This window comes from Nonomuraea turkmeniaca (assembly GCF_005889735.1).
Classification (GTDB): Bacteria; Actinomycetota; Actinomycetes; order Streptosporangiales; family Streptosporangiaceae; genus Nonomuraea; species Nonomuraea turkmeniaca.
On record NZ_VCKY01000004.1, the window covers coordinates 20,248 to 43,536 of the forward strand.

The 23,289-nt window shown below is 71.3% G+C and carries 21 protein-coding genes; 9 read left to right on the plus strand and 12 right to left on the minus strand.

The window, feature by feature from the left end:
* Window positions 1–17 precede the first annotated feature (17 nt).
* From ETD86_RS01905 to ETD86_RS01915, 3 genes are all read left to right on the plus strand, one after another.
* Entirely contained in the window at window positions 18–1,547 is a 1,530-nt protein-coding gene (locus ETD86_RS01905; RefSeq protein ID WP_138664317.1) for an alpha-N-arabinofuranosidase, read from the plus strand.
* 101 nt (window positions 1,548–1,648) lie between these two features.
* On the plus strand, window positions 1,649–2,638 hold the full coding sequence (locus ETD86_RS01910; protein WP_138664318.1) for a LacI family DNA-binding transcriptional regulator: 990 nt from the start codon (window positions 1,649–1,651) through the stop codon (window positions 2,636–2,638).
* A gap of 102 nt (window positions 2,639–2,740) precedes the next feature.
* Window positions 2,741–3,436, plus strand: a complete 696-nt coding sequence (locus tag ETD86_RS01915; protein ID WP_342779210.1) for an enoyl-CoA hydratase/isomerase family protein — start codon at window positions 2,741–2,743, stop codon at window positions 3,434–3,436.
* Between the two features lie 71 nt (window positions 3,437–3,507).
* Here ETD86_RS01915 and ETD86_RS01920 read toward each other — a convergent pair whose 3' ends face one another.
* From ETD86_RS01920 to boxC, 5 genes are read right to left on the minus strand one after another with little or no spacing between them, the layout of a single operon-like run.
* Window positions 3,508–4,356 carry an amidohydrolase family protein gene (locus tag ETD86_RS01920; protein ID WP_211369765.1) on the minus strand — a complete coding sequence of 283 codons (849 nt, stop codon included), beginning with the start codon at window positions 4,354–4,356 and terminating at the stop codon, window positions 3,508–3,510.
* 8 nt (window positions 4,357–4,364) lie between these two features.
* Window positions 4,365–4,697, minus strand: a complete 333-nt coding sequence (fdxA, locus tag ETD86_RS01925) for a ferredoxin (RefSeq protein ID WP_138664321.1) — start codon at window positions 4,695–4,697, stop codon at window positions 4,365–4,367.
* Window positions 4,698–4,722: 25 nt separating this feature from the next.
* A complete protein-coding gene (locus ETD86_RS01930) occupies window positions 4,723–5,700 on the minus strand; it encodes an NAD(P)/FAD-dependent oxidoreductase (RefSeq protein WP_211369766.1) in 978 nt (325 codons plus the stop codon).
* Window positions 5,697–7,235: a benzoate-CoA ligase family protein gene (locus ETD86_RS01935; RefSeq protein ID WP_138664322.1), complete on the minus strand. Its 1,539-nt coding sequence runs from the start codon at window positions 7,233–7,235 to the stop codon at window positions 5,697–5,699. Before ETD86_RS01935 ends, ETD86_RS01930 begins: the two co-directional genes overlap by 4 nt.
* 2 nt (window positions 7,236–7,237) lie before the next feature.
* Window positions 7,238–8,914 (minus strand): 2,3-epoxybenzoyl-CoA dihydrolase, encoded by a 1,677-nt coding sequence (gene boxC / locus ETD86_RS01940; protein WP_138664323.1) that lies wholly within the window; start codon window positions 8,912–8,914, stop codon window positions 7,238–7,240.
* Window positions 8,915–9,041: 127 nt separating this feature from the next.
* On the opposite strand from boxC, the gene ETD86_RS01945 reads away from it, so the two are divergent.
* Complete coding sequence (locus tag ETD86_RS01945; protein ID WP_138664324.1) at window positions 9,042–9,965, plus strand: PaaX family transcriptional regulator; 924 nt, start codon at window positions 9,042–9,044, stop codon at window positions 9,963–9,965.
* Window positions 9,966–10,046: 81 nt separating this feature from the next.
* Here the strand turns inward: ETD86_RS01945 and boxB are convergent, their stop codons facing one another.
* From boxB to ETD86_RS01960, 3 genes are read right to left on the minus strand one after another with little or no spacing between them, the layout of a single operon-like run.
* Window positions 10,047–11,525: a benzoyl-CoA 2,3-epoxidase subunit BoxB gene (boxB, locus tag ETD86_RS01950; RefSeq protein WP_138664325.1), complete on the minus strand. Its 1,479-nt coding sequence runs from the start codon at window positions 11,523–11,525 to the stop codon at window positions 10,047–10,049.
* On the minus strand, window positions 11,522–13,087 hold the full coding sequence (gene paaZ, locus ETD86_RS01955; RefSeq protein WP_138664326.1) for a phenylacetic acid degradation bifunctional protein PaaZ: 1,566 nt from the start codon (window positions 13,085–13,087) through the stop codon (window positions 11,522–11,524). Before paaZ ends, boxB begins: the two co-directional genes overlap by 4 nt.
* The gene (locus tag ETD86_RS01960; protein WP_138664327.1) at window positions 13,084–13,941 is read right to left on the minus strand and encodes a 3-hydroxyacyl-CoA dehydrogenase family protein; all 858 of its coding nucleotides are present in this window, start codon (window positions 13,939–13,941) and stop codon (window positions 13,084–13,086) included. The genes paaZ and ETD86_RS01960 overlap by 4 nt, the downstream gene beginning before the upstream one ends.
* Window positions 13,942–14,235: 294 nt before the next feature.
* Between ETD86_RS01960 and ETD86_RS01965 the strand changes: the two genes are divergently transcribed.
* Genes ETD86_RS01965 through ETD86_RS01985 form a run of 5 tightly spaced genes read left to right on the plus strand, consistent with a single transcriptional unit; the run spans window position 14,236 to window position 18,788 of the window.
* Complete coding sequence (locus ETD86_RS01965; protein WP_138664328.1) at window positions 14,236–15,429, plus strand: ABC transporter substrate-binding protein; 1,194 nt, start codon at window positions 14,236–14,238, stop codon at window positions 15,427–15,429.
* Window positions 15,426–16,298: a branched-chain amino acid ABC transporter permease gene (locus ETD86_RS01970; RefSeq protein WP_138664329.1), complete on the plus strand. Its 873-nt coding sequence runs from the start codon at window positions 15,426–15,428 to the stop codon at window positions 16,296–16,298. The genes ETD86_RS01965 and ETD86_RS01970 overlap by 4 nt, the downstream gene beginning before the upstream one ends.
* An 11-nt stretch (window positions 16,299–16,309) precedes the next feature.
* On the plus strand, window positions 16,310–17,314 hold the full coding sequence (locus tag ETD86_RS01975) for a branched-chain amino acid ABC transporter permease (RefSeq protein ID WP_138664330.1): 1,005 nt from the start codon (window positions 16,310–16,312) through the stop codon (window positions 17,312–17,314).
* Complete coding sequence (locus ETD86_RS01980; RefSeq protein WP_138664331.1) at window positions 17,311–18,084, plus strand: ABC transporter ATP-binding protein; 774 nt, start codon at window positions 17,311–17,313, stop codon at window positions 18,082–18,084. Before ETD86_RS01975 ends, ETD86_RS01980 begins: the two co-directional genes overlap by 4 nt.
* A complete protein-coding gene (locus ETD86_RS01985; protein ID WP_211369767.1) occupies window positions 18,084–18,788 on the plus strand; it encodes an ABC transporter ATP-binding protein in 705 nt (234 codons plus the stop codon). The genes ETD86_RS01980 and ETD86_RS01985 overlap by 1 nt, the downstream gene beginning before the upstream one ends.
* A 134-nt stretch (window positions 18,789–18,922) precedes the next feature.
* Here the strand turns inward: ETD86_RS01985 and ETD86_RS01990 are convergent, their stop codons facing one another.
* From ETD86_RS01990 to ETD86_RS02005, 4 genes are read right to left on the minus strand one after another with little or no spacing between them, the layout of a single operon-like run.
* Complete coding sequence (locus ETD86_RS01990; RefSeq protein WP_138664332.1) at window positions 18,923–20,131, minus strand: hypothetical protein; 1,209 nt, start codon at window positions 20,129–20,131, stop codon at window positions 18,923–18,925.
* 29 nt (window positions 20,132–20,160) lie between these two features.
* Window positions 20,161–21,429 (minus strand): ABC transporter substrate-binding protein, encoded by a 1,269-nt coding sequence (locus ETD86_RS01995; RefSeq protein ID WP_138664333.1) that lies wholly within the window; start codon window positions 21,427–21,429, stop codon window positions 20,161–20,163.
* Window positions 21,430–21,457: 28 nt separating this feature from the next.
* Window positions 21,458–22,282: a carbohydrate ABC transporter permease gene (locus tag ETD86_RS02000; RefSeq protein WP_138664334.1), complete on the minus strand. Its 825-nt coding sequence runs from the start codon at window positions 22,280–22,282 to the stop codon at window positions 21,458–21,460.
* Window positions 22,282–23,235, minus strand: coding sequence for a carbohydrate ABC transporter permease (locus ETD86_RS02005; protein ID WP_246147520.1), 954 nt, complete (start codon window positions 23,233–23,235; stop codon window positions 22,282–22,284). Before ETD86_RS02005 ends, ETD86_RS02000 begins: the two co-directional genes overlap by 1 nt.
* Between the last annotated feature and the right edge of the window lie 54 nt (window positions 23,236–23,289).

The window sequence follows — 23,289 nt, forward strand, 5'->3', positions numbered from 1 at the left end:
TCGCAAGGGATTCATCCATGAGCAACGCCGTCGTGCCTGCCATCATCAACGTCGACGTCGAGGGTCCGCTGATCAGCCGGCATCTCTACGGCCACTTCGCCGAGCACCTGGGCCGCTGCATCTACGGCGGGTTCTACGTGGGCGAGGACAGCGACCTGCCGAACGCGGGCGGCATCCGGCTGGACGTCGTAGAGGCGCTGCGGGCCCTGAACATCCCGAACCTGCGCTGGCCGGGCGGCTGTTTCGCCGACGAGTACCACTGGATGGACGGCATCGGGCCGAAGGACCAGCGTCCGGCGATGGTCAACACCCACTGGGGCAACGTCGAGGAGAACAACCACTTCGGCACCCATGAGTTCATGGCCCTGTGCGAGCTGCTCGGCGCCGAGCCGTACATCAGCGGCAACGTCGGCTCGGGCACCGTCAAGGAGATGAGCGACTGGGTCGAGTACCTCACCCGGGACGGCGACTCCCCGATGGTGCGCCTGCGCAAGGCCAACGGCCGCGAGGAGCCCTGGCAGCTGCGCTTCTGGGGGCTGGGCAACGAGGCATGGGGCTGCGGCGGCAACATGACCGCCCAGCACTACGCCGACGAGGCCCGCAGGTACGGCACGTACTGCCGCGACCACGGCGACAACCGCCTCTACCGCATCGCCGCCGGCGCGAACACCGACGACTACGCCTGGACCGAAACGCTCATGAAGACGCTCGGCGACTTGGGCTGCGCCTATCGCCCCCAGCCGTTCTACCAGGCACTGTCCCTGCACTACTACACCATCCCAGGCACCTGGCAGGACAAGGGCGACGCCACCGTGTTCGGCACCGACGACTACTACGCCACGATGGTCAAGGCCGCCCGCATCGACGAACTGCTCACCGGCCACTCCAACGTCATGGACTGCTACGACCCGGGCAAGACCGTGGGCCTGGTGCTGGACGAGTGGGGCACCTGGTGGAACGTCGAGCCGGGCACCAACCCCGGCTTCCTCTACCAGCAGAACACCCTCAGGGACGCGCTGGTGGCCGGCCTGCACTTCGACGTCTTCCACCGCCACTCCGACAGGCTGGTGATGGCCAACATCGCCCAGACCGTCAACGTGCTGCAGGCCATGATCCTCACCGACCCCGATTCCGGCGCCCTCGTGCTCACCCCCACCTACCACGTCTTCGAGATGAACAAGGGCCACCACGATGCCGCCTCGCTGCGCGTCGACATCCCCTCCGGCGTGCCCACCCGCCAGGTCGGGGAGCAGACGCTGGCGACGGTCTCGGTGTCGGCCAGCCGCAAGGACGGCAAGGTGCTGGTGTCGCTGTCCAACCTGGACGCCGCCGAGCCGGTCGACGTCGAGCTGGACCTGCGCGGCGGCACCGTGACCGGCGCGCGCTCCCGGATCCTCACCGCCGAGAAGCTGCAGAGCCACAACACCCCAGAGACGCCCGACGCCGTCGCCCCCCGCGCCCACGAGCAGGTCACGGCCACCGCGACCGGGCTGCGGGTGCACCTGCCCGCCCACTCCTTCGTCACGGTGGAAGCCCGCCTCGCATGACCGGCCAGGGCCGCCGAGCACACCGCGATAGGCTCGGTGGGACGGCGGCGGCCCGCCTTGATCCGACCCGCATGACAGAACGTGGGGCACGCATGGTGACGATGAGCGACGTCGCCCGGCTGGCCGGGGTGTCGAAAATGACGGTCTCCAACGTGGTCAACAACCGCGCCGGAGTCAGCGACCCCGTCCGCCGCCGCGTGCTCGACGCCATCCAGCAGTCGGGCTACCGCGTCAACCTCTCCGCCCGGACGCTCAAGTCCGGGCGGACCGGCATCATCGGCCTGGCCGTGCCGGAGATCCACAGCCCCTACTTCGGCCACCTCGCCGCCCACGTGATCGCCCGGGCCGCCCAGCAGGGCTTCCACGTCGCGATCGAGCAGACCGGCGCCGCCGCCGCCGGAGAGATCGACGCGATCGCCCATTCGCACACGCTGCACTTCGACGGCCTGATCCTCAGCGCGGTCGAGCTCGACCGCGCTGATCCCCGGCTGGCCGGCGCCGCCTACCCCATCGTGATGCTCGGCGAGCAGGACTTCGGCGGCCGCTTCGACCACGTCGCCATGCCCAACGAGGACGGCACGTACGCGGCGACCACGCACCTGATCGACCGCGGATGCCGCGACATCGCGATCGTCACCGGCAACGCCCTCGAAGGCGTGAACGTGGTGACCCGCCGCTACCAGGGCTACCTCGCCGCCCTCGCCGAACGCGGACTCCAGCCCGACCCCGCACTGCTCGTCACCGTCGACACCATGACCATGGACTCGGGCCGCGCCGCCGGCCACCGCCTGGCCGACTCCCGCCACAAGGTCGACGGCGTGGTCGCGGTCACCGACACCGTCGCCCAAGGTGTGCTCCGCGGCCTCGCCGACCGCGGCCTCCGCGTCCCCGGCGACATCCGCCTCATCGGCTTCGACGACATCCCCCAGGCCGAGTTCATGGTCCCCTCCCTGTCCACCGTGGCGCCGGACCACCAGTGGATGGCCGCGAAGGCCGTCGAGCTGCTGACCGGCCGCATCGGCGCACCCGCACGCGAGACCACCGAGTACACCGCTCCCTTCGAGCTCATGGTCCGCGAATCCACCACCTGAGCATCTCTCCACGCTAGAGTGTCGTAACATCGTGAATCTGTAGCACGTTCTGAGGAGCGTCCGCTGAGCGACACACTGAGGATCGAGGACGGGCGGGATCGAGTGCTGATCCGGCTCGACCGCCCGCACGTGCGTAACGCGATCGACGCGGCGATGGTGGCCGACCTGCACGAGGTGTGTGCCGAGCTGGAGCGCCGGCCCCGGATCATGGTGATCACCGGGACCGGCGGCGTGTTCGCCGCGGGCGCCGACATCCGGGAGCTGCGCGAGCGCCGCCGCGAGGACGCCCTCGCCGGCATCAACAGCGGCCTGTTCGACCGGATCGCCCGGCTGCCGATGCCCACGATCGCCGCCATCGACGGGCCCGCCCTCGGCGGCGGCGCGGAGCTGGCCTACGCCTGCGACTTCCGCCTCGCGACCCCGCGGGCCAGGTTCGGCAATCCGGAGGCGGGGCTCGGCATCATGGCCGCCGCGGGCGCGTGCTGGCGGCTGCGCGAGTTGGTCGGCGAGCCGCTCGCCAAGGAGATCCTGCTCGCGGGGAGGGTCGTGTCCGCCGAGGAGGCGCTGGCCGTCCGGCTGGTCAACGAGGTGGTCCCCGAGGACGAGCTACCGGCCGCGGCGGACCGGCTGGCCGCCCGCATCGCCAAGAACGCGCCGCTGGCGCTGCGCCTGACCAAGCTCGCCCTGGCCGCGCCTCCCGGCGCGCATCCGCGCTTCGACGACGTGGCGCAGGCCGTGTTGTTCGAGACGGAGGAGAAGCACGCGCGGATGACCGCGTTCCTGGAGAAGCGCCGCTAGCGGTTCAGCCTGCGTGGCTCGTGCCATGGGACCGGCCGGAATCTCCAGTCCGTCCGGTACGAGCGCATCGGTCACTCCCCGGCCGGCAGCCCGGCGTAGACCTTCATGGCGTTGCCCGCGAGCACGGCCGCCGCCACCTCGGCGGGCAGCAGTCCCGCGACGGCACGCGCGTTGGCGGCGATGCCGGGCACGCCTGGCCAGTCGGTGCCGAAGATCCACTTCCGTGCCAGCCGGGTGAGGTCGTACCGCGCGTAGTACTCGGGCAGCCGCTTGGGCGGCAGGCCGGACAACTCCAGCCACACCGTGTCGTTCGACAGCGCCAGGAAGGCCGCAGCGTCGTACCACCAGCCGCGCCCGCCGTGCGCGAGCACGACGTTGAGTCCGGGGAAGTCGCGCACGACCGGTACGAGGAAGCGCGGATCGGCGTTCTCGTTCATCGAACCGGGGAAGGAGCTGGTGCCACAGTGCACGACGAGCGGCACGCCCCGCTCCTCGAGCACCTGGTACGCCGGGTACAGGGCGGCGTCGTCGCAGCGGAATCCGCCGTGCACGGGATGCAGCTTCAGCGCGGCGGCCCCGAGGTCGAGCTGCCGACGTACCTCGGCGGCGATCGGGAAGTGCAGGTGCGGGTTGACGTTCGCGACCGGGCGGAACCTGGACGGGTTGTGCTCGACGATCGGCAGCAGGTCGTCGAACTCCTGCATGCCGGTCGACTTGGGGCTGTACTCGCAGAACAACAACGCCACGTCCACGCCCTGAGCGGCGAAGATCTCATCCAGGCGGTCCGGGCGCGGCCTGCCGTCCGCGTCCCAGGCGTCCTCGATGAGGCCGTCCTCGCCGAAGTCGCGGGCCCACGTCAGCCAAGCCGGCTTGAGGGTGCCGAGCACCGGGATGTGCACGTGCGCGTCGATGAGTCGCATGCCATCGATCATGACCGGTCCGCCACCATGGGGGTGTCGACGCCGATGCGGCCCGTCTTCCCGGAACCGCCGGGCGCGCCGATCGGCGCCTCGCGTCCCGGCAGCACCTCGGCGAAGAAGCGGCGGTTGTCCTCGACGAAGCCGGCGTGCTCGGGATCGACCCGCCGGTCCTGGCTGATCGCCTCGACGGGACACACGGGCTCGCAGGCGCCGCAGTCGATGCACTCCTTGGGGTTGATGTACAGCTTGCGGTCCCCCTCGTAGATGCAGTCGACCGGGCACTCCTCGACGCAGGATTTGTCCATGACGTCGATGCAGGGTGCGGCGATGACGTACGGCATGTGAGAACTCCTGATCAGGCCGTGACTAGACCGGGGCCGGATGGTCGGTCGAGTGCCCCGGGAAGAGCTGGGCGGCGGGGTCGATGTGCACGGCGGCGTTGTTGACGGCCGTCGCCACCTCGCCGAACCCGACCGCGATCAGCCGGACTTTGCCGTCGTAGTCGGCGATGTCGCCGGCGGCGAAGATGCCGGGCACGTTGGTGCGCATCGCCGAGTCGACGACCAGGTGCCGGTTGTCGTGCAGATCGAGCCCCCATTCGCGCAGCGGCCCCAGGTTGGCGGTGAAGCCGAGGGCCGCGACGAGCCGCTGGCACGGGAGGGTGGCCCCCGTGCTGAGCTCGACGCGTTCCAGCCGGTGGCCGCCGTGGGCGGCGGTGACCTGGGCGTTCGTGATGATCTCGACCGGCGCGGCCTTGAGCCGCTCGACCGAGCCGTGGTGGGCGCGGAACGCGGCACGCCGGTGCACCAGCGTGACGCTGCTCGCGATGGGGTGGAGCATGAGCGCCCAGTCCACGGCGCTGTCGCCGCCGCCGACGACGACCACGTCCCTGCCCGCGTAGTCCGCGCCGTCCGGCACGAAGTACTCCAGGCCCCTGCCCAGGAACTCCTCGCCCGCGGGGAGCGGGCGCGGTGTGAAGGTGCCGATGCCGCCCGTCACGACGACCGCACGGGCGGTGATCTCGGTCCCGCCGCCGGTCTTCACCACGAGCAGGCCCCCGGGCACGTGCTCGAGCCGCTGGGCCTCCTCCCCGAGGACATACGCCGGCCGGTACGGCGCCGCCTGCTCCACCAGGCCGGCGATGAGGCGGCGCCCGGAGACGGCGGGGAACCCGGCGATGTCGTAGATCTCCTTCTCCGGGTACATCGCGCTGACCTGCCCGCCGACCTGGCTCAGCGCGTCGACGATCGCGGTGCGCAGCCCGCGCGCTCCCGCGTAGTAGGCGCCGAAGAGCCCGACGGGCCCCGCTCCGACGATCAGCACGTCGACGTCGAGCACGCTCATCCCCCCACCTCCTGGGCGAGCAGCTCGCGGACCTTGAACCTCTGGATCTTGCCGGTCGCGGTCTTGGGCAACTGGTCGAGGAAGACCACCTGCCGGGGACGCTTGAACGCGGCCAGCCCGTCCCGGCACCACTGGACGAGCTCCTCGGCGGTGACGTCGCCCCGGGTGACGACGCAGGCGACCGGCTTGTCGAGCCCGTGCTCGTCGGCCACGCCCACCACGGCCGCCTCCTCGACCCGGGGGTGCTCCAGCAGGCGGCTCTCCACCTCGGCCGGCGAGACCCAGATGCCGCCCGCCTTGAGCAGGTCGTTGCTGCGGCCCAGGCAGGTGTAGTAGCCGTCCGGCGCGCGGACGTACGTGTCGCCGGTGTTGAGCCACTCGCCCGCGAACACGGTGCGGCTGGCGCCGGTGCGCCGCCAGTAGCCCAGGGCGATGGACTCGCCGCGCACGTGCAGGGCGCCCGGCACCCCGTCGGGCACCCGCGCCCCTTCGGCGTCACGCAACTCAATGTCGTAGCCGGGCACCGGGACGCCCGTCGTGCCGGGGCGTACCTCGCCCGGCCGGTTCGACAGGAAGATGTGCAGCGCCTCGGTGGAGCCGATGCCGTCGATGACCTCGACGCCGAAGCGGCCGGTGAACCGCTCCTGCAGCGGCGCGGGCAGCGCCTCCCCTGCCGAGGCGGCCAGGCGTACCGACGCGAAGGTGTCCTGCGGCAGGTCGGCGGCGAGCAGCGCGGCGTAGAACGTGGGGACGGCGAAGAACAACGTCGGCTGGTCCGCGGCCATACGCCCGGCCGTCACGGCGGGGGTGGGACGGCGTGGCTCCAGCACGGTCGCGGCCCCGGCCGAGAGCGGGAAGAACATCGAGTTGCCGATGCCGTACGCGAAGAAGAGCTTGGCGACGGAGAAGCAGACGTCGCCGGGGCCGATGCCGAGCACCTGGTCGCCGTAGGTCTGGCAGACGTGCCGGATGTTGGCGTGGCGGTGCATGGCGCCCTTGGGGATGCCGGTGGTTCCGGAGGTGTAGAGCCACAGGGCCCAGGAGTCCTCCAGCGTGACGGCCGGCTCGCGGGGCTGCCCGTCGCCTCCTTTGAGCAGCTCCGCCCAGGTCAGGGACGTGCTCTCCGGCGGCGCTTCGCCGTCCCACACCAGGTGGCGCACTTCGGGCGCCAGGGTGAGCGCCTCTTGGACCTGGGGGGCGTAGCCGGCGCTCGCCACGACCACGGCGGCGCCGGAGTCGGCGATGATCGCGCCGAGCTCCTTCGCCCCCAGCATGGTCGAGACCGGCACGGCCACGAACCCGCCGCAGAAGGCGGCGAGGATCCCGGCGAACATGGGCACGTCGTCGTTGGTGACGAACACGACGCGGTCGTCGCGCCGCAGGCCGAGGGCGCGCAGGCCGGCGGTGACGGTCCCGACGAGGTCCGCGAGCTCGGCGTACGTGAGCGTGGCGGCGCCGCGCACGGCGACCCGGTCGCCGTTGCCTTCCCGCACGTGGCGGTGGAGGAGCCACGTTCCCGCGTTGAACTCGGTCATGGTCAGATCCGCTCGAGGTCGTAGTCGCCCTTGCGGCCGGTGCCGTAGCGGCGCAGGGCGCCGTCGGGGCCGGAGGCGTTCGGGCGGATGAAGATCCAGTTCTGCCAGGCGGTGAGCCGGCCGAAGATCTTCGTCTCCAGCGTCTCGGGGCCGACGAAGCGGTGGTTGGCCTCCATGCCGGTCAGCGCGTCGGGCGAGAGCGAGGCACGTTCCTCCAGGACGATCCGCAATTCCTCGTCGAAGTCGATGTCGTCCAGTGCCAGGGTGACCAGGCCGAGCTCCACGGCGGCGGCGGCGTCCAGCGGCTCGCCGATCCTGGCGCGGACGGCTTCCAGCTCCTCGTCGTGACCCCAGAATCTCGATCGGAGGCGGGACAGGCCGTTGCCCATCGGGTAGTCGCCGTCATTGGCCGGGGTGAGCACGATGGTGGCGGGGACGGCGTCGTCGTCGCGGTCCTCGTAGACGCCTTCCAGCATGTACTGCCGGTCGGCGGCCAGGGCCAGCTCGGCCAGCAGGCCGGCGAAGGCCGTCCCCGGCTCGATGACGGCGAGGAGGCTGCGGCTGGTGACGTCGAGGCGCTTGAGCGTGCGCTTGTAGTAGTGGCGCACCTCGTTGACGAACCAGTCGCCGGCCCGCTCGCGCAGCTGGGCGTCGTGGGCGAGCACCCGCTCGTGGTCGCCCACAGCGCGCAGAACCCAGATGCCCAGGTCCAGCTCGTTGGTGCGCAGATGCAGGATGAGATCGTCCAGCGCCCGGGTCACGGCGAGCGGCCAGTAGTCGGCGCCCTGGGCCGCGGGGTCGGCCGGCGGGGCGTCGTGCGGGCCGGACACGGTGATCTCGACCAGATGCTTGGCCCGGTCGATCCGCGCGGACAGGTACGGGTAGGTGATGGCGTCGCCCTCGTCCTTGCGGTCGAGCGGCGGCAGCGCCACGCCTATCGCGCCCGCGGGCCGCGTGGACGCCGCGGCGGCCTCGGCGGCGCGCCTGGCGACCTCCCCGTCCAGGGAGTTACGCGGTACGGCAGCGTCGACCAGGCCCCACTCCACCGCCGTGCGGCCGCGGAACCCCTCGGACTTGGTGGCGAACACGTCGGCGCGGTCCTTGCGCACGTGTCGCTTGTCCACGACGCGGGTCAGGCCACCGGTGCCGGGGAGCACGCCGAGCAGCGGCACCTCGGGCAGGGACACGGCCGATGAGCCGTCGTCTACGAGGACGATCTGGTCGCAGGCCAGCGCGAGCTCGTAGCCGCCGCCGGCGGCGGTCCCGTTGAGCGCGGCGATCCAGGTCTGGCCGGAGTGCTCGGTCGCGTCCTCGATGCCGTTACGGGTCTCGTTGGTGAACTTGCAGAAGTTGACCTTCCAGGCGTGCGTGGACTGGGCCAGCATCCTGATGTTGGCCCCGGCACAGAACATCCGGTCCAGGCCGCCGGTCATCACGACCGCCTTGACCTCCGGGTGTTCGAAGCGCAGCCGCTGGACGAGGTCGTACAGCTCGATGTCGACGCCGAGGTCGTAGGAGTTCATCTTGAGGTCGTAGCCGGGGACCAGGCCGCCGTGCTCGTCCACGCGCAGCGTGACGGTGGCCACCGCCCCGTCCACCTCGAGCTTCCAGTGACGGTAGCGGTCCGGGGAGGTCGCGAAGCGGACCACCGGCGGCGCCGAATGCGTTGTTTCACTCAATGCGCGCTCCAGGAGGTGCAGGGGGCTTGCGTCTTCAATATTCGACGTTTCTCAGATGTATCGTCAAGTGTTTGTAGCATTAAGGCTCGTGGCGGGCACTACGCACAGGGGTGCCCGACCTGGCAGAATGCGCCTCACCAGTGAGACCGACGACAGGAGGGCGGACGTGGCCCCGCGCGAAGCGCGCACGGAGACCGGCACGGAGACCGGCCGCACGGTGGACCGCCAGCGTGACAAGGCGTCCGCCAGCGCCCGCTCGCTCCTGCTGACGGTCCTCGGCGAGTTCGTGCTGCCCCGTCACGGCGAGGTCTGGACGGGCACCCTCGTCACCGCGCTCGGCGCCCTCGGCGTCGAGGAGAAGTCCGCGCGCCAGGCCCTGTCCCGCACCGCGGCCGAAGGCCTGCTGGCGTCGGTGCGTCACGGCCGCAAGGTGCGCTGGACCCTGACCGAGGCCGGCGACCGGCTGCTGCGCGAGGGCACCGAGCGCATCTACGGCTTCATGCGCGGGCCGCACGGCTGGGACGGCCGCTGGCTCGTCCTCACCGCCGGCGTGCCGGAGACCCAGCGGCAACTGCGCCACCGCCTGCGCACCAAGCTCACCTGGCTGGGGCTCGGCTCGCCCTCCCCCACGCTCTGGGTCGTCCCCGACGCGTCCAAGGAGGCCGCGGTCCGGGACGTCATCCGCGAGCTCGACCTCGCCGACCGGGCCTACGCCTGGACCGGTCCGTCGGCGAGCATCGGCGACACCGCCAAACTGATCAACGCCGCGTGGGACCTCGACGACGTGGAGAAGCGCTACCTGGACTTCATCGAGCACTTCGAGGGTCTCGCGGTCGAGTCCGGCCGCGACGCGTTCGTCAACCAGGTGCTGCTCATCCAGGAGTGGCGGCGCTTCCCGTTCCTCGATCCCGACCTGCCTGCCGAGTTGCTCGAGCACGACTGGCCGGGGCCCCGGGCGGCGGCCGTCTTCCACGACCGGCACAACCGGTGGCACCGGCGTGCCCAGGCCGAGTGGGACCGCATGGACGAGGGCGCCGCCGCCCGTTCCTAGCCGCCGTCCTTTCCTGGCCGCCGTCCCTTCCTGGCCACCGTCCCTTCCTGGCCACCGTCCCTTCCTGGCCGTCGCCCGTTCCTAGAGGAGCCCCTCGTCGGCCAGGTGCACGTAGTCGAACTCGACGGGCTGGTCGTTGATGCCGGTCTTCGGCGGGGCGATCCAGCCGGCGAACTTGCCGTACTCGTACTCGGGGACCATGAGGTCGGCCACGCTCTGGCGATCCTCGGCCGTGGGCAGCCACTCGTCGGCGCGGACCTGCCAGGTGGCCTCGTCGACGACCTCGCCCTGCGGGGTGACGTGGTGTCCGGCGTACACGCCGACCTTGCGGTTGAAGCCCTCGTGCGGCAGGTACAGCCGTTCGCTGAGCCCGGCGTCCTCCAGTGCCTGGTTCCAGCGGCGTACGCCGTTGGCGCAGTCGGCGGCGTACTCGTCACGCAGGTCGAGGTTGAGCGCGCTGAGCATCGGCACGGTCTTGGTCCTGATCTGCCCGTCCTCGACGTACCGCAGCTCGCGGGTGGCGTCGAGCAGGACGTGGTCGTCCTTGCGCCGGGTCTCCATCCACCTGCCCTTCAGGCCGGAGCTGTAGTAGTTGCCGGCGTTGGTCGACTGCTCGGAGCCGAACAGGTCCATCGACACCGAGAACTGGAAGTTCAGGTACTTCTGGATGATGTTCAGGGGGATGCCGCCGTGCGGGAGGATGTCGGCCGTGCCGTGCTCCTTCATGAGCTCGGCGGTGCGCTCCAGGGTCCGCTGCACGCCGGTGGTGCCCACGAACATGTGGTGGGCCTCCTCCTTGAGCATGAACTCACAGGTACGCGCCAGCGGGTCGAACGCCGACTCCTTCAGGGTGCCGAGCTGGTACTTGCCGTCCCGGTCGGTGAAGTAGGTGAACATGAAGAACTGCAGCCAGTCGGTGGTCTGCTCATTGAACGCGCCGAGGATGCGCGGCGCGTCGAGGTCGCCCGAGTTGCGCTTGAGCAGCTGCTCGGCCTCCTCGCGGCCCTCCCTGCCGAAGTAGGCGTGCAGGAGGTAGACCATCGCCCACAGGTGGCGGCCCTCCTCCACGTTGACCTGGAAGAGGTTGCGCAGGTCGTAGATGCTGGGCGCGGTGTTGCCGAGGACACGCTGCTGCTCGACCGAGGCGGGCTCGGTGTCGCCCTGCACGACGATCAGGCGCATCAGGTCGGCGCGGTGTTCGCCCGGCACCTCCTGCCAGGCGGGCTCGCCCTTGTGCTTGCCGAAGTTGACCTTGCGGTCGGGGTCGCGTTCGGCCAGGAAGATGCCCCAGCGGTACTCGTCCATGGGGACGTGCTCGAAGTGCGCCCACCCGTCGCGGCCCACCGCCACGGCGGTGCGCAGGTAGACGTCCTTGGTCGGCAGGGCCGGGCCGAGCGTCTTCCACCAGTCGAGGAACTTCGGCTGCCAGCCTTCGAGCGCACGCTGCAGGCGGCGGTCGCCGGCCAGGTTGACGTTGTTGGGGATGCGCTCGCTGTAGTCGACGCGGCTGAGCGGTCCGCTGGGCGTGGGGGCGGCGCCGGTGCGGGAGTCGGTGGTCATCGCTGCTCTCCTGACTGCATGTCTCTGTTGACGATCGAGTCGAGAATCTCTGGGCCGCCCTGGAGGGCGGTGCGCTGGAGGTGGGCGTGGACGGCGCGCAGCCCGCCCTCCTCCTGGCCGCCGCCGGCGCGGCCGGGTCCGCCGTGGACGAGCTGGGGCATCGGCGTGCCGTGCCCGGTGGACTCGGCGGCGCTGTCGCGGTCGAGCACGAGGAGGCGGCCGTGGCAGGCGGCGGCGCCGAGCACGACCCGCCGGACGAAGTCCCGGTCGGCGGAGACGACCGACCCGGCCAGCGAGCCCTCTCCCCGGGCGATCAGCTCCGTCAGCTCCGCCGGGTCACGGTAGGGCATGAGCGTGCTCACCGGCCCGAACGCCTCCACCTCGTGGGGCTCGGGGCGGTCCACGTCGTCGGCACGCAGCAGCAGCGGCGACAGGAACGCGCCACGCTCGGCGTCGGCCCCTGTCACCTCGACCTTGTCCGGGTCGCCCCACACGATCGACCCCGCTGCCGAGAGCCGGGTGACGGCGGCGCGGACGTCGTCACGCTGCGCGAGGCCGACGAGCGCGCCCATGGTGACGCCCTCCGCGCCAGGCGCGCCGACGACCACGCGCGCGAGCCTGGCCTCGACCGCCTCGGACACCGCGTCGATGAGGTGCGCGGGCACGAACGCGCGCCGGATGGCGGTGCACTTCTGCCCGGCTTTGACCGTCATCTCGGTGACCAGGGCGTCGGCGAACAGGTCGAACTCCGGCTCTCCCGGCACGGCGTCCGGGCCGAGGACCGAGCAGTTGAGCGAGTCGGCCTCGGCGTTGAAGCGCGCCGATCGGCGCGTGACGGCGGGGTCGGCACGCAGCCGGGCGGCCGTGGCCGCGGATCCGGTGAACCCGATGTGGTCCTGGCCACCGAGCAGGTCGAGCAGGCCGGGGACGCCGCCCGCGACGAGCTGGATCGCGCCCGGCGGCAGCGCGTCCGCGATGACGCGCACGGCGTGTGCGGCGATGTACGCGGTCGGCGTGGCCGGCTTGACGATGGTCGGCAGCCCGGCGAGCAGCGCGGGAGCGAGTTTCTCCAGCATGCCCCAGACCGGGAAGTTGTAGGCGTTGATCTGCAGGGAGATCCCGCGTGGTGTGGTGAGGACGTGCCGGCCGGCGAACGTGCCGCCCTTGCCGAGCGGGATCGGGTCGTCCTCGACGATCAGCGTGTGGTCGGGCAGGCCCTTGCGGGCGAGGCTCGCGTAGACCAGAGCCGTGCCGATGCCGCCGTCCACGTCGACGGCCGCGTCCTTGCGCGTGGCTCCGGCCCGCGCCGACAGGTCGTACAGCTCCTGCTTGCGTTCCTGCAACGCCAGCGCGGCGGCCTTGAGCGCGGCGGCCCGCTGCGGGAAGGTCAGCTCGCCGAGCGCGGCCAGGCCGGTGCGGCGCGCGTACGCCACCGCGGCGGCCAGGTCGAGCCCTTCGCTGCTGACCCGGGTGACGAGCTCGCCGGTGACCGCGTCGGCGACGGGCGTTCCTGCGCCGGCGCCGGCGCGCCAGGCGCCTTCGAGGTAGCTCGGCAACGTCATGCGTCACTCCAGTCGTAGAAGCCCTTGCCGGTCTTGCGCCCGAGATGGCCCTGCTCGACAAGCCGGACTAGCAGGTCCGGCGGGGCGAAGCGGGGGCCGAGCTCGCGTTCGAGGTAGCGGGCGATGCCCAGCCGCACGTCCAGGCCGACGAGGTCGGTAAGGCGCAGCGGGCCCGTCGGGTGGCCGTAGCCGAGCGTCATCGCGGCGTCGATGTCCTCGGCCGTGGCGACGCCGGACTCGACCATGCGTATCGCTTCGAGGCCGAGGATGACGCCGAGCCTGCTGCTGGCGAAGCCGGGCGCGTTCCTGACGACCACGGCGGTCTTGCCGATCGCCTCGACCCACGCCACGGCCCGGTCCCGCAGGTCCGGTTCGGTGGCGGCCGCGATGACCACCTCGACGAGCCTGCTCGCCGGGACGGGATTGAAGAAGTGCAGCCCGAGGAGACGGCCGGGCCGGGCGAGCGCCTCGGCGAGGGTGTCGAGCGAGATGCTGCTGGTGTTGGAGGCGAGGACCGCGTCCGGCTCGACCGCGTCCTCGACGGCGCGGAGCGTGACGAGCTTGAGGTCGAGGTCCTCGGGCACCGCCTCGATCACCAGCCCGCATCCGGCCAGGCCGGCGGCGGCGGTGACGGTGCGCAGGCGGGTCATCGGCGCGTCGGCGTCCTCGATCAGGCCGCGCGCGGCGCTGCCCTGGACGGCGCGGGCCACCCGGTCGCGGGCGGCGGCCGCCGCCTCTCCGTCACGCTCCACCAGCGTGACCTCACATCCGGCGAGAAGCAGGGCGTGCGCGATGCCGGCGCCCATGCGCCCACCGCCCACCACGCCGCACCGGTCCGGCAACGTCTCGGTCATCGCAATCCTCCGCTCACATCCCAAACTTGCCACACCTTCATCGCGATGCGAAAGACATATGTAGCAAATCGACCTGCCGCCAATGTGCGTCGCACCTGCGTGACCTGCGCCGATCTGCCAAGGTAGACCTCACCGCAGGACGGGCCTGCTCCCCGCATGTGCCCGCGCATGACACCTGACGCGTCAACGAGGTATCGATTTGTTACAGACTCTTGACGACACAACACACGTCTGTGGATTCTGTGCGGACCGTGTCAGCGCAATGACGCCGACGTCATCCCCCGGGAGTCGCACATGGGTGTTCTTTCCACTGTCCTCCACACGCTACGACCCGGCGCCGCCGTCGTCCTGCTCGCGCTGTCGGGTTGTGCGGGTTCGAGCCTGACCCAATCCGGCGGCGAGCAGACCGCCGGCCCCGTGAAGATCGGTTTGCTGGTGCCGTTGTCGGGTGTCTACGCGCCCCTCGGCGAGGACATGCGCAATGGTTTCCAGTTCTATCTCGACCAGCACAGCGGCAAGCTCGGCGGACGCACGGTCGAGGTCGTGGCCGCAGACGAGGGCGAAGGACCGCAGACCGGCGTGCCCGCCGCGCAGAAGCTGGTCACCCAGGACCAGGCCACCGCGGTCGTCGGAGTGGTCAACTCCGCCACCGCGCTGGGCATGCGCGACTTCTTCCACGAGTCCAAGAAACTGCTGCTGATCGCCAACGCCGGCGCCGACGCCATCACCGGCGCGAGCAAGTCCGACTACGTCTGGCGCACCAGCTTCTCCAACGGCAAGGTCGCCGCCGCGCTCGGCCCCGCGGTGGCCAAGGAGGCCGACGGGCCCGTCTACCTCATCGCCGCCGACTACGCCGCCGGCAAGGAGATGGTCGCCGGGTTCCGCAAGACGTTCGAGGCGGCCGGCGGCAAGGTCGCCGGCGAGAAGTACACCCCGTTCGGCAAGACCCAGGACTTCCAGCCGTTCCTGTCGGCGATCCGCGGCTCCGGCGCCAAGGCCGTCTACAGCTTCTACGCCGGCGCCGAGGCGGTCAGCTTCGTCAAGCAGTACCGGCAGTTCGGGCTGGCCGACAACACCCCGCTGTACGGCACCGGCTTCCTCACCGAAGGCGGCGTCCTTGATGCCCAGGGCGAGGCTGCGGTCGGGGTGAAGACCTCCCTGCACTACTCCACCGAGCTGGACAGCCCGCGCAACAAGGAGTTCGTGGCCGCCTACCGCAAGGCCTACGACGAAGCGCCCACGGTGTACGCGGTGCAGGCCTACGACGCGGCCGCCGTACTCGACAAGGCCCTGGCCAACGCCCCCGGCGGCACCGGCGACGAACTGGTCAAGGCATTGGGCGCGGTAGGCCCCGTCGACAGCCCCCGCGGCCAGTGGAGCTTCGACGCCAACCACGACCCCCAGCAGGCCTACTACCTGCGCGAGGTTCGATCCAGCGGCGGCGCCGTCGTCAACGCGGTCGCGAGCCAGCTCAGCGCGGCCCAATGACCGGTCACCTGGTGAGCGTGCTCAACGGGCTGGCGATGGGCTCGCTGCTGTTCGCCATCGCGCTGGGGTTGTCCCTGGTGTTCGGCATGATGGACGTGCTCAACCTCGCGCACGGCGCGGTCTACCTGGCCGGCGCCTACGTCGCGGTGGCGCTGGTGGCCGACGGCGCGAGCCTGGCGGCCTTCGTTCTGGCGGTGCTGCTCGCCGCCGTGCTGGGAGCCGTGCTGGGCGGCGTGCTCGCGGGCATGACCCGCACCACGCCGCACCATCTCGACCAGGCCCTGCTCACCCTCGGCGTCTCCCTCGTGGTCGCCGAGACGTTGTCGGTGTTCTTCGGCAACGACGTGCACTCCATCGCCGCGCCCGCCCCGGTCGCCGGGAGCGTCGTCGTGTTCGGCGAGACCTACCCGGTCTACCGGCTGCTGCTGATCGGGTTCGGGGTGGTGCTGGCGGTGGCGGTCTACGTCCTGGTCGAGCGGAGCGTCCTCGGCTCGGTGATCCGCGCGACCGTGGCCGACCGCGGCATGGTGTCGGCGCTGGGCATCAACACCGGACGGGTGCTGGTGGGGGTGTTCGCGGCGGGCGCCGCGCTGGCGGCGGTCGGCGGGGTGCTGGCCGGGCCGGTCCTGGGCGCCCAGCCGGGGCTGGACGAGAAGGTGTTGCTGCTCGCGCTGGTCGTCGTCGTCATCGGCGGTCTGGGCTCGGTCCGGGGCGCGTTGCTCGGCGCCGTGCTGATCGGGCAGGTGCAGGCGCTCGGCGCCTCGCTGCTGCCGGAGTACGCGTCCTTCCTGATCTTCGCCGCGATGGGTCTGGTGCTCCTGCTGCGCCCGGCCGGTCTGCTGCCCGCTCGCGGGGCGGTGCGCGCGTGAAGGTCACGACCATGGAACGGGCGGAAGCCGGGGCCACCGAGGTGACCCGCTCCTCGCCGCGCAGGCTGGTGCTCGCGGGGGCCGTCCTCGCGGTGCTGGTGGCGGTGCCGGTGGTGCTCGGGGCGTACCCGGTGACGACGATGACGCGGATGCTGGCCTTCGCGGTGCTGGTGCTCAGTGTCGACCTGCTGACCGGGGTCGCCGGCCTGCCCACGCTCGGGCAGGCGGCCTACTTCGGCGCCGGCGCCTACACGGCCGTGCTCGTCGGCCTCCACCTCACCTCGGACGCGATGGCGCAGGTGGCCGCCGGGCTCGTGGCCGGGCTGGTCGCCGCCGCGGCCACCGGGTGGGTCGCCGTGCGTGCCCGGGGCATCGTCTTCCTCATGCTGACGCTCGCGATCGGCGAGTCGGTGCATCAGGTCGCCGACACCTGGTCGGCCGTGGGCGGCAGCAACGGCCTGGCGGGCATGCCGCCGATCAGCCTGTTCGGCAGCCCCCTGCTCGCCAGCGGGTTCGTCTACTGGTGGGTGCTGGCGGTGGCGATCGCCGTCTTCGCCGGAGTGGCGCTGGTCGTCCGGTCCCCGTACGGCAGGACGCTGCGTGGCGTCCGCGACAACGAGGCCCGGATGCGGGCGCTCGGGTATCGCCCGGCGCTCGCCAGGTATGGCGTGTTCTGTCTGGCGGGTGCGGTCGCGGGCGCGGGCGGCGCGTTGTGGGTGGCGCAGGCGCGGTTCGTCTCACCCGGGGACCTGGGCTTCGAGGTGGCGGCGCTCGCCCTGCTCAGCGTCGTCATCGGCGGGGCGGGCAGCCTGTGGGGGCCGTGCCTGGGCGCCGCCCTGGTGCTGCTGGTGCGGGACAACCTGTCGGCCTCCATCGGCGGCCACGGGCCGCTGGTGCTGGGCCTGGTGTTCGTCGCCGTCGTCTTCCTCATGCCGCGCGGGCTGGCCGGCGCCGGACGCGGAAAGGGCCCCAGAAGGGGACGCGGCAAGGGACGCGGAAAGGAGCGCCCGTCGTGACGCCTCTCCTGGAGCTGCGCGGGCTCACCCGCGCCTACGGCTCGCTGACCGCCGTCGACCACGTGGACCTGGCGGTGCTGCCGGGCGAGCGGCACGCCCTCATCGGGCCGAACGGCGCGGGCAAGTCGACGTTGTTCGCGACCGTGGCAGGCACGCTGCCGGCCACGGGCGGGAACGTGGTGTTCGACGGCCACGACGTCACGGCCCTGGCCGAGTCCGAGCGGGCCCGGCGCGGGCTGCTGCGGACCTACCAGCATTCCAGTCTCTTCCTGGACTGCTCGGTGCTGGACAACGTCGCGCTCGCCGTCCAGCGTGTCCACCGGGTGGCGCACCGGTTCGACCGGGCCGCGCGGCGCTTCCGGCGGACCGAGGCCGAAGCCTGCCGCCACCTGGAGTCGGTCGGGCTGGCCGGGCGGGCCGGCGACCGGGCCTCCGCCCTGTCCCACGGCGAACGCCGGCAGCTCGAAGTGGCGATGGTGCTCGCCGCGCAGCCGTCGCTCGTCATGTTCGACGAGCCCACCGCCGGCATGTCCGCCGCCGAGACCGAACGCTTCGCCGAGCTGGTGGAACGGCTGCCGGACGACCTGACCCTGCTCATCGTCGAGCACGACCTCGACGTGGTGTTCCGGCTGGCCGATCGGGTCACCGTCCTGCATCTGGGGCGGGTCCTGGCCACCGGGACGCCGCAGGAGATCCAGGCCGACGACGAGGTGCGGCGCGCCTATCTCGGCTCGGCCAGAGCCGAAGAGCTTTTCACGGGAGGTCTCTGATGGCGGACGTGCTGAGCGTGCGCGACCTGCGTGCCGGCTACGCGGGCAGCACGGTGCTCGACGGAGTCGACCTCACCGTGCCCGCCGGCGGTGTCGTGGCGCTGCTGGGCCGCAACGGCGCGGGCAAGAGCACCTTTGTGCACACTGTGATGGGCATGCTCAAGCCGTACTCGGGCAGCATCCGCCTCGGCGACCGCGAGCTCGCGGGGGCGGCCGCGCACACGGTCGCCCGCGCCGGCGTGGCGATCGTCCCCCAGGGCCGCCGCGTGTTCGCGCCGCTCACCGTGGCGGAGAACCTGCGGATCGCCTCCACGCGCGGGCGGGACGGCTGGACGCCTGAGCGGGTCTACGAGCTGATGCCGCGGCTCGCCGAGCGCCGCGACAACCGCGGCGACCAGTTGTCCGGTGGGGAGCAGCAGATGCTGGCGATCGGCCGCGCGCTGCTGCGCGGCCCGCGCCTGCTGCTGCTCGACGAGCCGTCCGACGGCCTCGCGCCCGCGGTCGTCGACCAGGTCGCCGAGCTGCTGGAGGGACTGCGGGGCGAGGGCATCGCGGCCGTGCTCGTCGAGCAGGACCTGCACCTGGCCTTCCGCCTGGCGGACGAGGTGGCGGTCATGCAGAAGGGACGCATCGTGCACCGGAGTTCGACCGCGGACTTCCGGGCGGACCGCGCCCGCGCCCATGCACTTCTCGGCGTCGGCTGACCGACGTCCCCGCGCTTCTCGGCGTCGGCCGGCCCACACGCTTCTCGGCGTCGGCCGACGGCGCCCAGCCGGTCCTGGAGCACCTCGCCGAGCAGCTCGGCGACACAGACCCTCTACCTCTGACACCCCGTGTGTCAGCCGTATTCGGCCTTTCTCGCCACCTCCAGGGTCAGGGCCAACTCGGGTTCCGGTACGAAATGGCCGAAGGTGTCGTTGGCGAAGAAGGAGACGCCGGCCACCGCGGCGGCGTGCGCGGCCAGCACCTCCCGCTGGTAGAGGTACGTGCGCCGGTCGTCGAGGTAGGTGCGGTACCAGTACCACGGGTCGACGAAGTCCAGGCCGAGCAGCGGCCGCGGTCCGCCGAGCGCGGCCTTGCTCAGCAGGTTGGGCACGATCTCGGTACGCTCCACCAGCACGGCGAACGTGCTGACCAGGATCGCGTCGAGCGACCGGTAGGCGGCGTCCGTCATGCCCCAGGCCGACCGCTCCACTTCGGCCCGCCAGTACGTGTCCATCCAGTAGACCAGGCCGTCCCCCATGGCCTCGCGCAGGCGCAGGAAGAACCGTTCGATCCCGGCGGACCGCTGCGGCGTGAGCGGCGGCGCGTTGTCCGGATGCCAGAAGCCGACCAGGCCGAACTGGTTGCCGAGCATGACGCCGTCCAACCCGAAGTCGGCGACGAACGCGGCCGTCTGGGCGGCGACGAAGTCCCCGGCCGGCAATCGGCCCGGGATGCCGCCGGGGAAGGCGGCGTACGGCCGCGGGTCGGCGGAGAGCACGGCCGTCACGTCGATCACGCCCGGGACCAGGTGCCCGCCGGCGTCGGCGGTGCCGGCGGCCACCTCCGGGTGCCGTGCCGTCTTCCACTCGCTGCGGCAGAACTCCGGTCCCGGCTCCAGGTACTCCAGCAGATTCACCTGGAGCCCCCGCCGCGCGGCCTCCGCGCGTACGGCCGCGTAGATCCCGGCCAGCGTGCGGTAGTCCATCGGCTGCTCGGAGAGGATGACCATCGGCCCGGCGGAGTACGGGTTGGCCGAGCGCTCCCCGCCGTCGCGCACCCGGGCCAGCCAGTCCCGGTTGTGTGCCCTGGCACTGGCGGAAGGCCCGCCCGGGGCGAGCGCGAAGCAGTTGTAGCGGGCCCAGTCGAAGCGGTCGTCCCACGACTGGAGGCCCGCGTAGTTCAGCACGTGGTCGCCGTTGCCCGCGCAGAAGACCACCGTGACCGGCCGGTCGGCCAGCCAGTCGGCGTGGTGGTCGAAGAACGCCGATACGCCGGGCGCGGGGTCACGCAGGTCGTCGAAGATCTTGGGCGTGATCCACAGGCATGCCTCCATCGCGGTCATGGCCGAGCCCCCCGAAACGCGCGCGCCGGTCACTTGGCCTCGCCGAACGCCTTGTCCATGCGGCCGAGCAACGTCGGCACGTCCACCGTTCCGTTGAACAACTCCTGGATCGAGGTCAGGTGCTCCTGCTGGACCTTCGGGCTGGGCCAGCCCTGGTCCGGGTAGAGCGTGGACTTCCCGGCCTCGACCGCGTCGAGCACCGGCTGCTGCAGCGCGTCGGCCTTGAAGGAGGGGCTGGAGAGCGCGGGGCTGCTGCCGGACTCGGTCGCGTACAACGCCTGTCCTTCCGGCGAGGCGAGGAACTCCATGAACTTCTTGGCCAGGGCCGGGTTCTTGGCCTTGGCGTTGACCCCGTACACGATGCCGACCGACACCGGCACATAGGTGCCCTCGGCGCTGTCGGTGGCGGGGAACGGGGTCATCGAGAACGTGGTGCCCTGGGGCGCGGAGTTGAGCGCCGACTGCACGGCGGACAGGACGTGCACGGCGCCCAGCGCCTTGCCCTGGCCGAGCAGCTGCATCTGCTCGTCGTACCCGACGCCGTTGGGACTGTCGTTGAAGCAGCCCGAGTCCCGCATCTGCAGGTACTTGTCCATGGCCTGCTTCCACTCCGAGTTCGCGAAGGTGGCCTTGCCGTCCTTCTGCTGCTGGGTGAAGCCGGGGTCGGGGCCGTAGACGAGGGAGGCGGTCAGCGCGTACGGCACCAGCTGGGTGACCCACGCGGACTTGAGGCCGAGCGCGAACGGCACGACGTCCTTGGCCTTGGCGGCCTTGCAGAACGCCAGCACCTCCGGCCACGTGGTGGGCTTGGTGAGGCCGCTCTTGGCCAGCGCCTGGTCGTTCCAGATCGCGCCGATGGCGCCGATCGTCACGGGCACGGCCGTGACCTTGCCCGCCGGGTCGCTGGTGACGGCCTTGAGGTCGGCGCTCAGCCCGCCTGCCCAGCTCTCGCCGGACAGGTCCATCAGCATGCCGTCGGCCCCGAGGTCCCGTACGGCCATGGTGTTGCCGCCGCCCGGCCACATGCGGAACACGTCCGGCGCGGTCCCCGAGGCCAGCTGAGTGCGCAGTTGCTGCTGGTAGGAGGCGTCGTCTTCGGTGAATGTCGTCTTCACCGTGACCCCCGGATTGGCCTTCTCGAACGCCTTCACCGCCGCCTCGGCCGGGCCCTGGCCCGCGGCGGCCAGCGTGAGCACCTGCCCGGTCGGCGCGGCGGCGCCACCGCCGGCCGAGGTCGAGCAGGCGCCGGCCGCCATGGCAAGGCAGCACACGGATGTGAACGTTTTAACAGACTTCATGAGAGCCTCCGAAATGAGTTGAGGGCGGCTAGCCTTTGAGGCCGCCGGCGAAGCCCTTGATGATGTGCTTCTGCAGCGCGAAGTAGACGACGAGGATGGGGATCACGCTGATCACCAGGCCGGCGAAGATGAGCGGCCACTGGGACACGTACTGGCTGACGAAGCCGTAGATCGCCACCGGGGCGGTGGTGGTGTCGCTGCCGCCCAGGTACAGCAGCGGGGTGAAGAACTCGTTCCAGATGCCGACCGCGTTGAGGATCACCACCGTGCCGGTGACCGGGCGCAGCAGGGGGAACACCACGGTCACGAAGGACCGCAGCGGGCCGCACCCGTCGAGCAGCGCGGCCTCCTCGTAGTCGAGGGGCAGCTCGCGCAGGAACATCGTGTAGAGGAACACGGAGAACGGCATCTGCTGCCCGACGTTGATCAGGATCACCGACCAGAGCGAGCCGAGCAGGTCGAGGTCGCGCATGGTGGCGTACAACGGCAGCAGCGCGAGCTGGCCGGGGACGAGCAGGCCGCCGATGACGAAGGAGAACGTGTACCGCGACCAGCCGCGGGTCACGCGGGCCAGCGGGTAGGCGGCCATCGCCGCGAAGGCGATGATCAGGGCGACGCTGAGGGTCGTGATGAGGAAGCTGTTGGCCAGCGCCGCGCCGAGGCCGGCCTGGTTCCAGGCCGCGGCGTAGTTGTCGAAGGTGGGCGGGAAGGCGAAGGCCAGCGCGCCGGTCTGGCTGTCCTGCGGCTTCAGCGACACGTTGACCAGGCCGACGAGCGGCACGAGGAACACCAGCGCGAGCAGGATCAGGCTCACTTCGCGCAGCAGCGTCCGCCAGGTGTAGCGCGCGTGCATCAGGAGACCTTCCTCTGCGTCAGGCGGAACTGGACGGCGGCCAGGACCGCGATGACCACGGTCATGACGACGGCCAGCGCGATCGAGAACGGGAAGTCCCCGAGGGAGAAGGCGCTCTTGTAGATCGCCGTCGAGATCGTCTCGGTCGCGGTGCCCGGCCCGCCGCCGGTCATGGCCATGACCTGGTCGAACTGCTTGAGCCCGCCGATCAGGCAGAGCATCACGTTGATCACGACCGCGCCGTTGAGCAGCGGCAGCACCACGCTGCGGAACTTGCTCCACGGACCGGCCCCGTCGATCGTGGCCGCCTCCAGCACCTCGGCGGGGATCGCCTGCAGCCCCGCCAGGTAGATCACCATGGAGTAGCCGGCGAACTGCCAGACGATCTCCACGACGATCGCGTACAGCGCGGTGTCCGGATCGCCGAGCCAGTCGTGCGCCAGCCCGCCCAGCCCCACGGCACGCAGGGCCTCGTTGATCGCGCCGTTGGGCGAGAGCAGGAAGCTCCACACGTACCCGGCCACCAGCGGTGTCAGCACCACCGGCGCGAAGAAGATCACCCGGAGCACGTAGCGGCTCTTGACCAGGCTGTTCACGCCCAGGGCCAGCAGCAGGCCGGCGACGTTCTGCGCCACCATGGCCACCGCCGCCAGGACCAGGGTGTTGACCAGCGCGTCCCGCGCGGTGCGGTCGGAGAAGACGGAGGCGTAGTTGTCCAGGCCGACGAACGACCAGCCGGGGCGCAGGCCGTTCCAGTCGGTGAAGGAGAACACCGCGCCCCGGGCACTGGGCACGACGACGACGAAGAGATAGATCGAGATCGCCGGCACGACGAACCACCACGGCGCGCGGACCCCGACCTTGCGGCGGGACCCGCCCGCCCCGTCGCGAGGCGGGCGGGTGGCGGGTTCACGCACGTCAGGCGGTGTCGTCGTGGCATGCGGCACAGCCACGGGGGACTCCTCTCGCAGTCGCCGTGATCGCGTCCGCCGGTGTTCTGCCGGACG

Coding starts and splice junctions, on each gene's coding strand:
- ETD86_RS01905 (WP_138664317.1), top strand. CDS start 18: ATGAGCAACGCCGTCGTGCCTGCCATCATCAACGTCGACGTCGAGGGT.
- ETD86_RS01910 (WP_138664318.1), top strand. CDS start 1,649: ATGAGCGACGTCGCCCGGCTGGCCGGGGTGTCGAAAATGACGGTCTCC.
- ETD86_RS01920 (WP_211369765.1), bottom strand. CDS start 4,356: ATGCGACTCATCGACGCGCACGTGCACATCCCGGTGCTCGGCACCCTC.
- fdxA (WP_138664321.1), bottom strand. CDS start 4,697: ATGCCGTACGTCATCGCCGCACCCTGCATCGACGTCATGGACAAATCC.
- ETD86_RS01930 (WP_211369766.1), bottom strand. CDS start 5,700: ATGAGCGTGCTCGACGTCGACGTGCTGATCGTCGGAGCGGGGCCCGTC.
- ETD86_RS01935 (WP_138664322.1), bottom strand. CDS start 7,235: ATGACCGAGTTCAACGCGGGAACGTGGCTCCTCCACCGCCACGTGCGG.
- ETD86_RS01945 (WP_138664324.1), top strand. CDS start 9,042: ATGCGCCTCACCAGTGAGACCGACGACAGGAGGGCGGACGTGGCCCCG.
- boxB (WP_138664325.1), bottom strand. CDS start 11,525: ATGACCACCGACTCCCGCACCGGCGCCGCCCCCACGCCCAGCGGACCG.
- paaZ (WP_138664326.1), bottom strand. CDS start 13,087: ATGACGTTGCCGAGCTACCTCGAAGGCGCCTGGCGCGCCGGCGCCGGC.
- ETD86_RS01960 (WP_138664327.1), bottom strand. CDS start 13,941: ATGACCGAGACGTTGCCGGACCGGTGCGGCGTGGTGGGCGGTGGGCGC.
- ETD86_RS01965 (WP_138664328.1), top strand. CDS start 14,236: ATGGGTGTTCTTTCCACTGTCCTCCACACGCTACGACCCGGCGCCGCC.
- ETD86_RS01970 (WP_138664329.1), top strand. CDS start 15,426: ATGACCGGTCACCTGGTGAGCGTGCTCAACGGGCTGGCGATGGGCTCG.
- ETD86_RS01975 (WP_138664330.1), top strand. CDS start 16,310: ATGGAACGGGCGGAAGCCGGGGCCACCGAGGTGACCCGCTCCTCGCCG.
- ETD86_RS01985 (WP_211369767.1), top strand. CDS start 18,084: ATGGCGGACGTGCTGAGCGTGCGCGACCTGCGTGCCGGCTACGCGGGC.
- ETD86_RS01990 (WP_138664332.1), bottom strand. CDS start 20,131: ATGACCGCGATGGAGGCATGCCTGTGGATCACGCCCAAGATCTTCGAC.
- ETD86_RS01995 (WP_138664333.1), bottom strand. CDS start 21,429: ATGAAGTCTGTTAAAACGTTCACATCCGTGTGCTGCCTTGCCATGGCG.
- ETD86_RS02000 (WP_138664334.1), bottom strand. CDS start 22,282: ATGCACGCGCGCTACACCTGGCGGACGCTGCTGCGCGAAGTGAGCCTG.